At 61.7% G+C, this 12,479-nt stretch carries 7 protein-coding genes; 5 read left to right on the top strand and 2 right to left on the bottom strand.

Annotated features, from left to right (window positions below; genetic code table 11):
• Nucleotides 1-42 precede the first annotated feature (42 nt).
• The 5 genes from K5X80_RS01750 to K5X80_RS17250 all read left to right on the top strand — a co-directional run bounded on the left by K5X80_RS01750 (nt 43) and on the right by K5X80_RS17250 (nt 9,309).
• A complete protein-coding gene (locus tag K5X80_RS01750; protein ID WP_222559151.1) occupies nt 43-1,578 on the top strand; it encodes a peptide chain release factor 3 in 1,536 nt (511 codons plus the stop codon).
• A gap of 31 nt (nt 1,579-1,609) precedes the next feature.
• Nucleotides 1,610-2,302: an endonuclease/exonuclease/phosphatase family protein gene (locus tag K5X80_RS01745; RefSeq protein WP_261390587.1), complete on the top strand. Its 693-nt coding sequence runs from the start codon at nt 1,610-1,612 to the stop codon at nt 2,300-2,302.
• A gap of 171 nt (nt 2,303-2,473) precedes the next feature.
• Entirely contained in the window at nt 2,474-2,812 is a 339-nt protein-coding gene (locus K5X80_RS01740) for a P-II family nitrogen regulator (RefSeq protein ID WP_222559150.1), read from the top strand.
• A 29-nt stretch (nt 2,813-2,841) separates the two neighbouring features.
• Entirely contained in the window at nt 2,842-4,173 is a 1,332-nt protein-coding gene (locus tag K5X80_RS01735; protein WP_222559149.1) for an ammonium transporter, read from the top strand.
• 543 nt (nt 4,174-4,716) lie between these two features.
• Entirely contained in the window at nt 4,717-9,309 is a 4,593-nt protein-coding gene (locus tag K5X80_RS17250; RefSeq protein WP_349306070.1) for an autotransporter domain-containing protein, read from the top strand.
• A 660-nt stretch (nt 9,310-9,969) separates the two neighbouring features.
• Here the strand turns inward: K5X80_RS17250 and K5X80_RS01725 are convergent.
• Nucleotides 9,970-10,341, bottom strand: coding sequence for a nuclear transport factor 2 family protein (locus K5X80_RS01725; RefSeq protein WP_222559147.1), 372 nt, complete (start codon nt 10,339-10,341; stop codon nt 9,970-9,972).
• An 83-nt stretch (nt 10,342-10,424) separates the two neighbouring features.
• Nucleotides 10,425-12,404, bottom strand: coding sequence for an acetate--CoA ligase (acs, locus tag K5X80_RS01720; RefSeq protein WP_283249208.1), 1,980 nt, complete (start codon nt 12,402-12,404; stop codon nt 10,425-10,427).
• Nucleotides 12,405-12,479 lie beyond the last annotated feature (75 nt).

Genomic DNA, 12,479 nt, shown 5'->3' with positions numbered 1-12,479 from the left:
GGTGATGGACGCGCGGCGCTATCGCCGCTAACCGCGCGCGCCATGAGCAATGCCCCGATTTCCAACCGCCGCACGTTCGCGATCATCTCGCACCCCGACGCGGGCAAGACCACGCTGACCGAAAAGTTGCTGTTGCAGGGCGGGGCGATCCACCTCGCGGGCGAGGTCAAAGCGCGCGGACAGGCGCGGCGGGCGCGGTCGGACTGGATGAAGATCGAACAGCAACGCGGCATTTCCGTCACCAGTTCGGTGATGACGTTCGAACGGGGCGGGGTGACGTTCAATCTGCTCGACACGCCGGGGCACGAGGATTTTTCCGAAGATACTTATCGCACGCTCACCGCCGTCGATTCGGCGATCATGGTGATCGACGCGGCCAAGGGGATCGAGCCGCAGACGCGCAAGCTGTTCGAAGTTTGCCGCTTGCGTTCGGTGCCGATCATCACCTTCGTCAACAAGGTCGACCGCGAAGGGCGTAGCCCATTCGAGACGCTGGACGAAGTGGCCGATGCGCTGGCGCTCGACGTTTCGCCGCAGAGTTGGCCGGTGGGTATGGGCGGTCTGTTCGAAGGCATTCTCGATTTCGCCAGCGGCGCGGTCAGCCGCCCCGAGGGCGACAGCAAGGAATTCCTCGGCCGGCGTGACGAAGCGCCGGTGCTGCCCGAGGATATCGCAGAAGAAGCGGAGCTGGCGCGAGCAGGCTATCCCGAATTCGATCTCGAAGCCTATCGCCATGGCGATCTGACGCCGGTGTTTTTCGGATCGGCGCTCAAGAATTTCGGCGTCACCGAATTGATCGACGCGATTGCCCGCTTCGCTCCGCCCCCGCGCCCACAGCCGAGCGAGGCAGGCGCAATCGCACCCGATCGCAACGAGGTGACCGGCTTCATCTTCAAAGTGCAGGCCAATATGGATCCGCAGCACCGCGATCGGATCGCGTTCATGCGGATGGTGTCCGGCACTTTCAAGCGCGGCATGAAGCTGACGCCTTCGGGGCTGGGCAAACCGATCGCCGTCCATTCGCCGATCCTGTTTTTCGCGCAGGACCGCGAAATTGCCGACACGGCGGAAGCGGGCGATATCATCGGCATTCCCAACCATGGCACTCTGCGGGTGGGGGATACGCTGAGCGAGAAGAACACCGTCCGCTTCACCGGTCTGCCCAATTTCGCACCGGAAATCCTGCGCCGCGTGGTGCTGAAAGACCCGACCAAGACCAAGCAATTGCGCAAGGCGCTGGATGACCTGTCCGAGGAAGGGGTGATCCAGGTGTTCTATCCGGAACTGGGCGGGCAATGGATCGTCGGCGTGGTCGGCCAGCTTCAGCTCGATGTGCTCGTCTCGCGGCTGGAGGCGGAATACAAGGTCGAAGCGGTGCTGGAAGCGGCGCCTTTCGATACCGCGCGCTGGCTCAAAGGCGATGAAAAGGCGATTGAAGGCTTTGCCCAGTTCAATCGCGCCAATCTGGCCAGGGATCGCGATGGCGATCCGGTGTTCCTTGCCCGTTCGGCCTGGGATGTCGGTTATCAGCAGGAAAAAAATCCGGATATTGCCTTCAACGCGACGAAGGAACGTTGAAGGCGTCCCCGGCTGAACCTACTTCTTCACCGTGGAACTGACTTTCGCCAGCTACAACATCCGCAAATCCATCGGACTTGATCGCCGCCGCGATCCCGAACGCATTCTCGCCATTCTGAACGAGATCGGCGCCGATGTGGTGGCGCTGCAGGAGGCGGACCGGCGTTTCGGCCAGCGTCCGACCACGCTGCCCCGGCAATTGCTCGAAGAACACCACTGGCAGATCGCCCCGGTCGCGCTGCGCCCGCTCAGCATCGGCTGGCATGGCAATGCGCTGCTCGTACGGCGGGGGATCGACATTCTCGACGCGCAGCCGCTCGCGCTGCCGACGCTGGAACCGCGCGGGGCCGTGCGCGTCGATCTCGGCGTGGGCAACAAGCGCATGCGGGTGGTGGGAATGCATCTCGATCTTTCTGGGCTGCGCCGCCGCCATCAGGTGCAGGCGGTGCTGGGGCAGATCGGGGAATGTGCGGATCGGTGTCCCACGGTGCTTATGGGCGATTTCAACGAATGGTCGGTGAAAGGCGGCGCCTTGCGTGCTTTCGATGGCGACTGGCGGGTGCTGGCCCCCGGGCGGAGCTTTCCGGCGCGCCAGCCTGTCGCTCAGCTTGACCGGATCGTGGTTTCGGCGGACTGGCGCTGCGAAGGGCATGGCGTGCATCACAGTGCGCTGGCGGCGCGCGGGTCCGACCACCTGCCCGTCTGGGCACGCCTCGGGCTTTGACACTTCTCTGCCTAAATTTTAGGCAGATGCTCGCATGATGAACAGGAGGCCTGCCAGCGCGGCGGCGGGCTCCGGCATTCCTCCTTGTTTTTCGGCCAGCGTAAAATTGGCACGGTCCTTGCTTGGAATAGTTGCTGCCGGTGTTTTCCGGCCAACTATCGGGGGTCAAGGATGAAATTCATCATTGCCATTATCAAACCATTCAAGCTCGACGAGGTGCGCGAAGCGCTCGGCGTTATCGGTGTGGCGGGCATGACCGTGTCCGAGGTCAAGGGGTTCGGCCGCCAGAAAGGGCAGACCGAAATCTACCGGGGCGCTGAATACGCGACCAACATGCTGCCCAAGGTGAAGCTGGAAATCGCCACCTCCGACGCGCTTGCGCCGCAGATTGTCGAAACCATCCAGCAATCCGCCGGAACGGATTCGATCGGAGACGGCAAGATCTTCGTGTTCGATCTCATCTCGGCCACCCGTATCCGCACCGCCGAAACCGGCGACATGGCGCTGTGAGCGGCGCCGTTCTCGTGAGGGGTAACTCTATGATCCGCAACTATCTCGGCGGTGCGGGCGCGGTCTGCGCGTCGCTTTTCGCCGCCACTTCCGCCTGGGCTCAGGAGGCCGCCGGTACCGCCGCACCTGCCGCCGCGGTGCCCAATCCCGGCAACAACGCCTGGATGATGACGGCCACCGTCCTCGTCCTCCTGATGATCCTTCCGGGCCTCGCGCTGTTCTACGGCGGCATGGCGCGCTCCAAAAACATGCTGTCGACGATGACTCAGGTCGGCGCGACTGCTGCCCTGGCCATGCTGGTCTGGGTCACCTGGGGTTACGGCATGGCTTTCGGGCCCGAAGGCAATCAGTTCATCAGCTGGGGCAAGTTCTTCCTCGCCGGCGTCACGCCGGCTTCGACCTCTGCGACATTCACCGATGAAGTCATTTCGGAATACGTCTTCATCTCTTTCCAGATGACATTCGCGGCCATCACCTCGGCTCTGGTGCTGGGCGCCGTGGTCGAACGGATGAAGTTCTCGGCGGTGATGGTGTTCATGCCGGTGTGGCTGACGATCGTCTATTTCCCGATCGCCCACATGGTGTGGGAAGGCCGCGGGGTGTTCTTCGCTATGGGCGCGCTCGATTTCGCGGGCGGCACAGTGGTGCACATCAATGCGGGCGTATCGGCTCTCGTCGCGGCGGTCATGCTGGGCAAGCGCCGTGGCTATCCCACCGAACCGATGCCGCCCCACAGCCTGACGCTGACGATGGTCGGCACCGGCCTGCTGTGGGTGGGCTGGTTCGGCTTCAACGCCGGTTCGGCCCTCGAGGCCAACGGATCGGCCGCGCTCGCCATGGTCAACACCTTTGTCGCCACGGCGGCAGGCGGTCTTGCCTGGATGCTGACCGAGCGCCTGATGGGCCACAAGGGCTCGGCCCTGGGCTTCTGTTCGGGCATCATCGCCGGCCTGGTCGCTGTCACTCCGGCGGCGGGCAACGCAGGACCCTTCGGCGCGATCGTGCTGGCTTCGATTGCTTCGGTGGTCTGCTTCTTCGCGGTCGCCAAGCTCAAGCCTGCTCTTGGGTATGACGATTCGCTCGACGCTTTCGGCATCCACGGCGTGGGCGGCATTGTCGGCGCCATCGGAACCGGCGTCGTCTTTGCGCCGATGTTCGGCGGCCCGGGCGGCGCGGACTTCGCCATCGGCCCGCAGGTGCTGACGCAGCTCTTCACCGTGGTCACCACGATCGTGATCTCGACGGTCGGCACCGCGATCGCGATCACTGTCGCCAAGCTGGTCACCGGCCTGCGCGTCTCGCCCGATGTCGAAGTCGAAGGGCTCGACATCGGCGAACATGGGGAGCGCGCCTACAACTGATCCACAAGCTTGGTGGGGCCGGGGCCCTTTCCCACTCTCCCCCCGGTCTCACCTCCCTACGTTCCTCCTGCGAACGAAACCTGATGGGCCGGAGCCAGCCGCTCCGGCCCCTTTTTATTGCGCCGGGGCACAACATGATTCGTCCATGACGGATGTGGGGAGGGGGATGCCTATCGAGCAATTGCGGACAGCCGATTGAATCGCAAACCATGAGGTGCAACTCCTTCGAAAATGGAGCGAAAAGGCGGTGAGGAGTGGTGCTGCCTCCCGACCTGTTGCACAAAAGCAACCCTGTCCCGTGCAAAAGGGGCACGAAAAAGCTCTGTAAAATCGTGCTGCATTCGCGGCTGGCCCGGCGCCATCGGTTGTGCGGCCGCGGGCGATGAGTATGTCGGAGCCCCAGGATTTGCAGGAAAAATGCCCAATGCGGCACATCGATCCGCCAGAGCGATACCGCCATCGGCGCCGTGCCCATAATCCACACCGCAATTTTTTGCAGCGGAAACATTCGATTGGAAATGGACATCACTTGCCACAGCCTATATGGCGTCGCGTCAGGAAGGGCGAAACAGGTGTGCAACGCGTCGGTTCGCCTCGTCCGTAGAACGGAATTTTTGCTTCCCGAACGGGGGGCAGGAACGTTATACATGTCCCCGCGTTTTGGGGTCTGTTTATGAGGGAGCTATTCGAATGAATCGCAGAGTGCAGCATTTGCTGAGTGTTGGCGTTTCGACGCTGGCAATCGGCGCAGGCGCTGTCGCAGCGCAGGCGGCGACAACTTCGACTGTAACCGACGGTGGCGTCATTCTCGTCGGCGCGGGCGTTGCGGGCGTGTGGGAAGATTCCTACGCCCTGACGGACATCGATCCGGCAACCGCCAAGGCCGACACTATTCAAACGGGTGTGATCGCTTCCAGCACCGATGGCGGTGTTGCGGACACCGTTACGGCCACCGTGAACACGGCAATTGCGGGTCAGCCCACCAGCGGCGAGCTTTCGTACATTGCGGGCTTGTTCCCCGGCGGGCCGTTGACTGGCCAGGGCACGGTCACGTTCACCAATCCCAAGGGTGGCAGCTTCACCGTAAAGGCGGGTGCTTCCAACGATCGTACGGCTGTGGGCGCTGCTGCTGGCAATTCCACGGCCAACGCCACGGTCGCCGGGCCGTTCGGTGGCACGGTTAATCAGTATATCCGTGCGACGAAGAATGCTGCTGCCGTTCTGGACAACGCCGGCACGCTGGCGGTTGTTGCTGATGCCTATGCGGCCTCGAAGGGCGTGTTCACGGCTACGGCGAATGCTCGTACCGCAAACAGCATCGTTCAGCAGGCTGAGTCGACCAGCAACGATGCCGCTGCCAAGCTCTCGAACACGGGTACGCTCAATGTCGGTTCCTCGGCCAAGGCTGTGGGCGATACCGCCATCGCTAACGCGGAGCTGACCAACGGCATCGTGCAGTTTGCTGCTGCCAACGGTGGGGCCAGCGTTTCGACCAGCGGTTCGGTCAGCAATGTGACCTATCGTCCGACGGCTTCCGCCGCGCTGACCAATGCTGCTGGCGCGACCATCAGTATCGCCGGTGTTGCTGATGCACAGGGCCTTCAGGCTACTGCCGATACGTCCGTCAACAACGCGATCTGGCAGAATGTCCAGGCCGCTGATGGTGTGGGGACCACCTCGATCGTCAATAACGGTACGATCGCCATCACCGCAACCGGCACGGCCAACGCCTCCTCGTCGGCGTCGGTGTCTGCCGCTGGTCCGGCTGCCGTTAATCCTGGCAACGCAAATGCAAGTGCTTATGTTAACACGGGTATCCTGCAGGGCGACGGCGAAGATTTCGGCGGGCCTGAGTTGGCAAGCCTGCCCGCAGGCCTGTCCGGCATTTCGCACTCCTACGTCAACAACAACACGCTGACTGTCGGCGCCACGGCGACGGCAACCGGAGCTGGTGTTGTTAACGCTGATGCCGGGGTGAACAATGCGATCGAACAGAACGCGACTGCCGCCAATGTTTCGCTTGAGGTGGTGAACGCAAAGGGCGCCAAGCTTTCGGTGCCGGTGACGGCGACCGCGACGGGCGACGATGCTGATGCTGATGCGACGGGGACCGGCGTAAGCCAGTCCGCTGACGCTACTGGCACAACTGGTGGCAATGGCGTTGCCAACGTTGCATTCACCAACGCGGGCACTTTCGCGGTCGAAGTGAAGGCTGCTGCCACTGGCGTGACCGATGCCAATGCTGATGCCGATGCTAATGGTGTCGAGCAGACGGTCAATGATGCGGAAAGCGGCTTGATTTCGTTCAAGAACGACGGCACGTTCACTGTTACGGCTGACGCAACTGCTGCTGCCTCTGGCGCTGCAGGGACAAGCTTTGCCGACGCTAATGCGCTTGGTTACGATTTCAATAGCGAAAACGACGCAATTGCCGTTGAGGTGAACAATACCAGCGCCTTCACGGTCGCAGCCAATGCAACGGCGCGGGACGCTGAAGCCTCGGCAACCGGCATGGATCTGCACGTTCACGGTACTCTGGACGTTGTCAATTCCGGCGCGATCTCGGTATCTGCAAGCGCGATCGATACGGATACAGTTGCTGCTGATCAGGGCGACGCTGAAGCAAGTGCGGTGGCTATCAACGTGGCTGGCGCATCGGACACCAAGGATGTCGTGATCACCAACAGCGGTTCGATCCTGGCCAGTGCAGTTACCAGCGTTGGTGGTGACGCATCAGCAACCGGCATCTATGTGGACACCGAACTTGCTGATCCTACGACGGGTGCGGTTGTCATTAACAACAACGCTGGTTCGATCACTGCTCGTATCAGCAATGACAGCGGTGCGACCTACCAGTGGGGCACGGCGATCGATACGACTGACGCTGACTCGCCGGTTGCGATCAACCTGAACGGTGCAGCGGGCAAGTACGGCTCGATCTATGGTAACGTTAACATCTCCGATGATGACGTGATCACGGTTGCCAACGGCGAAACGCACCTCAACGGTATCGTCAACAGCGATACGGTTGCTGCAGCAGATCCGACCACGGGTGTTGGCACGCTCAACATCGTCAAGGGTGGCACGCTCTACCTGCGCGACCTGCCGGAAGGCAATTTCGCGGGTAAGCCGAACTACAACGGCCCGTCGAAGGTCTACGTCAACGACTTCAGCGTCACCAATGGCGGCATTCTCGCCATCGAAGCGCCGAACTATCGTAATCAGCTTGGTACCAACGTCGAATACGGCGAATATCCGCAGGTCTTCGCTAACGAAGCTGATCTGACCGGTGGCGTTCTCGAACTGCGTCCGTCCAGCGGGAACGACAACGGTCTGTATGCAGACTCGTATGTTCTGAATGATGTTATCGTAGCCAACACGATCACCGGCACGCTGGCTCCTGTCCAGACGCGTTCGGTGCTCCTCACGGCGACTGCGCATCAGGACGATCTGTTCGGTGAAGATCAGGACGTATCCGACTACGACACCATCGACGTTGCTATCAAGCGCGTTAAGTTCAACGCCGTTGCAGGCCTTGATCGTAACGAAACTTCGGTCGCAACCGCGATTGAAGGCACGTACAACCCGAACTTGTCCAACACGAATGCGGCTTACGCCAAGGTTCTGGCGGACCTGTTCAAGATCGACAACGCAACCAACTATGCCAATGCTCTCGAGCAGCTCGCAGCCACCCAGTACGCTGGTTACCTGCGTTCGGCCACGATGGCTGGTTCGCGCTTCAACAGCCTGATCTATGATATGGCTGAATGCGGTAAGGGTTCGATCACCAACGAACTGTGCCGTTCGGAAAGCGGTGGTCCGCGTCTGTGGATCACGGGCAACTATGGCCACGTGAGCACCGATGGCGACCACGAAGCAGCGGGCTTCAAGGCTGAGCAGTACTGGATTGCTGCAGGTCTCGACTTCGCTGTGAGCCCGAACTTTGTCCTGGGTGTGGCCGGCGGCTACATCGAGAACAACAACAAGTTCAAGGCGAACGAATACGGCGACAAGTTCGGCGATCGTATCAAGTCGAAGGGCTGGCAAGCCGGTATCTACGGTAACTACGACACGGGTAAGTTCTACGTGAAGGGTGCCGTCAGCTACTCGGATCTCGATGGCGACTCGCGTCGTACGATCGACTTCCGTCCGCTCGGTTCCAGCTACCTCACCGCTCCGCAGGGCCTGACCAACGGCCTCATCACTGGTGATCCGGACGTGAATGTCTGGGCTGCTGGTGCCGAAGCTGGCGTTCGTTTCGCGCTGAGCGAAAACGCCACCATCACGCCGTATGCCTCGCTTGACTATGCTCATGCGAAGATGAAGCGGTTCAACGAAGAAAGCGGCGACGCTTCGGCTCAGGGCGCTCTGCTCTCCGTCCGTGGCAGCGACGAATTCTTCGCCAGCGAACTGGGTCTCGAACTGGCCGCACAGTGGGGCAACGTCTCGCCCTACATCCGTGCGGGTTGGCAGCATAACTTCGGCGACAAGCGCGCCAAGTTCACGGGTGCATTCCTCAATGCCCCGGCTGGTACGAGCTTCGACGTGATCTCCGAACGCTTCTCCCCGGATGCGGGTGTTGCCGAAGTCGGTCTGGCTGCTCAGTTCAGCCCGAACTTCAACGCGCACCTCGGCTACCAGGGCCGGTTCTCGAGCAATGTCACCGAACACACCGGTGGTCTGACCTTGAGCTACCTGTTCGGTGGTGCGGCTCCGGCTGAACCGGTTGCTCCGCCGCCGCCGCCCCCGCCGCCGCCCCCGCCGCCCCCGCCGCCGCAGGTGGTCTGCAACAAGGGTCCGTACATCGTCTTCTTCGATTGGGATAAGGCGAACATCACCCCTGAAGCAGCAACCATTCTCGACAGCGCTGTGACGGCTTACGGCAACTGCGATGTGGTTCCGATCATGCTGGCCGGTTACACCGACCGTTCGGGCACGGAGCGCTACAACATGGGTCTGTCGGCTCGTCGTAACACCTCGGTGCGCGACTACCTGACCTCGAAGGGCATCCCGGGCGAGCGCATCAGCAGCCAGGCCTTCGGTGAAGCCAACCCGCGTGTTCCGACCGCCGACGGCGTTCGCGAACTCCAGAACCGCCGGGTGGAAATCACCTACGGTCCGGGCTCCGGCAACTAAGCCTGATCCTGACCTGACGGTCCAAACAAAGGGGGCCGGGAGTTATTCTCCCGGCCCTTTTGTATGTTCGCTCCGGACAAGTATCGGTAGCAGCCTGTCGAGGGCGACATCGCGTCACAGCACTTCGATCCTCGGACAATTCACCTGAGGACCGGTGCTGACCTATTTCTTGATGCGCGCTGACTCCTCCAGGCCGCGAAGCTTGGGATTATGGCAGGTGCTAACAGTCTGCCTGTTATGGGCAGGTGGCTTTCCAAACCTCGGCGTTTCCAATCTACTGTCTTGGAAGCGGTAAGCGCTGCACGAATAGGATGTGCGGCATCAGCGCTCGTTCCGCACCGACGTACGGTTGCTTACATCGAGTAGGTGCTCGCAGTGCCTGTATCGGGCATCGCTGCATCCCCCTGCCGCACGTGCAGGTGTCCAAACAATGTCCGCGCGCTTGCACAAAGCTGTCGCAGTCACTCGGCTTTCGTAATCGGATTATGCTTCGCTATTGAGCTTCTGTGTGATCGAAAGCGAGGAATACAACCGCTTCAGCTTACGCGATAGCGTTTCGCGGGTAGAAGAGCGCGCAGGTTTGTTGGAATACGGCGCGTGTGCAGAGTTGAACGCTTCACGCCGCGGTCTGGAAGACAGTGTCCCTGAGGATTGGCTTGCTCAGGCGAGGGGCGTGATGGCTATACGGGCGATGAGGCCGTCGCGGAGCGTGTATTGGCCTTGCAGGCGGAGGACGAGTTCTTCCCCGGCCTTGAGCGATTGGCCCATGAAATCGGCGATATCGGCTTTGGCGGTGAGGCTGTCGTGAATGGTCACGGTGATCGTATCGCCGTCCGCGGCGATGTGTTCGGGCGTCATCACGTCCGTGAACATCCCGGTCATATAGCGATAGGTTGCAAGGTATGCGTCGCGCCCGGTTTGCGTGCCCATGGCGGAGACCAGCTCGACATCGGGGGCGAGCAACCGGGCCAGCCCGTCCGCGTCGAGCGCGTTGTAGGCGGCATAGTACGCGCGGATCAGCGTTTCATTCATCCCCCGGCCTTTCCGTTCCTGCGCGGTGCCTTGGCCGCAGGGTGCCGGCCGGGCAAGCATGACTCGCCCGGCCGGAAGGCAGATTAGCGATTCAGGCGCCCTTCGATCAAGCCGTCGACCAGCGTGGGGTCGGCCAGAGTCGACGTATCGCCCAGACTGCCGAAATCGTTCTCCGCGATCTTGCGCAGGATACGCCGCATGATCTTGCCCGAACGTGTTTTGGGCAGGGCCGGGGTGAACTGGATATGATCGGGCGCCGCAATCGGGCCGATCTCGGTCCGCACCTGCTGGCGCAGTTCTGCCGCCAGATCCTTGGTCGGTTCGACTCCGGCATTGAGCGTGACATAGCAGTAGATGCCTTGCCCCTTGATGTCGTGCGGATAGCCGACCACGGCGGCTTCGGCGACGAGATCGTGCAGCACCAGCGCGCTTTCGATTTCCGCCGTGCCCATCCGGTGGCCGGAAACGTTGAGCACGTCGTCCACCCGCCCGGTGATCCAGTAATAACCGTCTTCGTCACGGCGGCAGCCGTCGCCGGTAAAGTATTTCCCGTGATAAGTGGCGAAATAGGTTTGCACGAAGCGATCGTGATCGCCGTAGATCGTCCGTGCCTGGCCGGGCCAGCTGCGTACGATGCACAGATTGCCTTCGGCCGCGCCGCCGGTGTCCTCGTCTGCGAGCACGCCGCCATCGCCATCCACCAGTTGCGGGCAGACGCTGAAGAAGGGCCGGCCGGCGCTGCCCGGCTTCATGTCATGGGCACCGGGCAGAGTGGTGATCATGATTCCGCCGGTTTCGGTCTGCCACCAGGTGTCCACTACCGGGATTTTCCCGTGGCCGACATTGTCCTGATACCAGCGCCAGGCTTCGGGGTTGATCGGTTCGCCCACCGAGCCGAGCAGGCGCAGGCTGGAAAGGTCATGCCGGGTGACGTAGTCGGTGCCTTCGCGCATCAGTGCGCGGATCGCGGTGGGCGCGGTGTAGAAGATGTTGACCTTGTACTTGTCCACCACCTGCCAGAACCGGTCATGATCCGGGAAATTGGGGATGCCTTCGAACATCAGCGCGGTGGCGCCGTTCTGCAGCGGGCCATAGACGATGTAGCTATGCCCGGTGACCCAGCCGATATCGGCGGTGCACCAGTAGATTTCGCCCGGCCGGTAATCGAACACGTAGCGGAAGGTGCTTTCCGTCCATACGGCATAGCCGCCGGTGGTGTGGAGCACGCCCTTGGGCTTGCCGGTGGAGCCCGAAGTATAGAGGATGAACAACGGATCTTCCGCGTTCATCACTTCGCACGGGCATTCGGCGGGAACATCGCCGCTCAGTTCGTGATACCAGTGATCGCGCCCGGCGGTCATCGCGATATCGGCGCCCGTGTGACGCACCACCAGTACGGCCTTGACCGAAACCTTTTCGAGCGCGGCATCGACATTGGCTTTGAGCGGAACTTTCTTCGATCCGCGCAACCCTTCATCGGCGCAGATCACCCAGTCGCTCTGGCAATCTTCGATGCGGCCAGCGATCGCATCGGGAGAGAAGCCGCCGAACACCACCGAATGGATGGCGCCGATCCGGGCGCAGGCGAGCATCGCCACCGCGCCTTCGGGAATCATCGGCATGTAGATCGTCACCCGGTCGCCTTTGCGCACACCCATTTTCTTGAGCGTGTTGGCCATGCGGATCGTTTCGGCCAGCAGTTCGGCATAGGTCAGCTTGCGGGCAGTGCCCTGGGGGCTGTCCGGTTCGAAGATCAGTGCGGTGACATCGCCTTTGCCCGCCGCGACATGGCGATCGAGGGCATTGTGGCAGATGTTGAGCTGGCCATCCGAAAACCATTTGATGTCGACCGGATCGTAGCTCCATTCTGCAATCCGGGTCGGCGCGCGGAACCAGTCCAGCCGGGCGGCCTGTTCGGCCCAGAACCCGTCGGGGTTTTCCACACTGTGGCGATACATGGCATCGTATTGTTCGAGCGTACAGCTTGTGCCGTCGCGAGCAGCGGCGGGAACCGGCACGATTTCGGCTGGGTGCTCGATCGAATCCTGCATGGCTTCTTCCATTCCTCTCCGTGGCATCGGCTCCGACCGCCGACTTCGCTCGCATGGACCCGCGCGGCGCATAAGGCAACACGCTGG

The sequence above is a fragment of the Caenibius sp. WL genome (assembly GCF_019803445.1).
Taxonomy (GTDB): domain Bacteria; phylum Pseudomonadota; class Alphaproteobacteria; order Sphingomonadales; family Sphingomonadaceae; genus Caenibius.
Note: the sequence above shows the minus strand (reverse complement) of the source record. Positions and strands in the feature narration are given on the sequence as shown.

What these genes read in the sequence shown, in the direction of transcription:
- K5X80_RS01740 (WP_222559150.1), top strand. Translation starts at nt 2,474, where the DNA reads ATGAAATTCATCATTGCCATTATCAAACCATTCAAGCTCGACGAGGTG.
- K5X80_RS01735 (WP_222559149.1), top strand. Translation starts at nt 2,842, where the DNA reads ATGATCCGCAACTATCTCGGCGGTGCGGGCGCGGTCTGCGCGTCGCTT.
- K5X80_RS01725 (WP_222559147.1), bottom strand. Translation starts at nt 10,341, where the DNA reads ATGAATGAAACGCTGATCCGCGCGTACTATGCCGCCTACAACGCGCTC.
- K5X80_RS17250 (WP_349306070.1), top strand. Translation starts at nt 4,717, where the DNA reads ATGGCGTCGCGTCAGGAAGGGCGAAACAGGTGTGCAACGCGTCGGTTC.
- acs (WP_283249208.1), bottom strand. Translation starts at nt 12,404, where the DNA reads ATGGAAGAAGCCATGCAGGATTCGATCGAGCACCCAGCCGAAATCGTG.
- K5X80_RS01750 (WP_222559151.1), top strand. Translation starts at nt 43, where the DNA reads ATGAGCAATGCCCCGATTTCCAACCGCCGCACGTTCGCGATCATCTCG.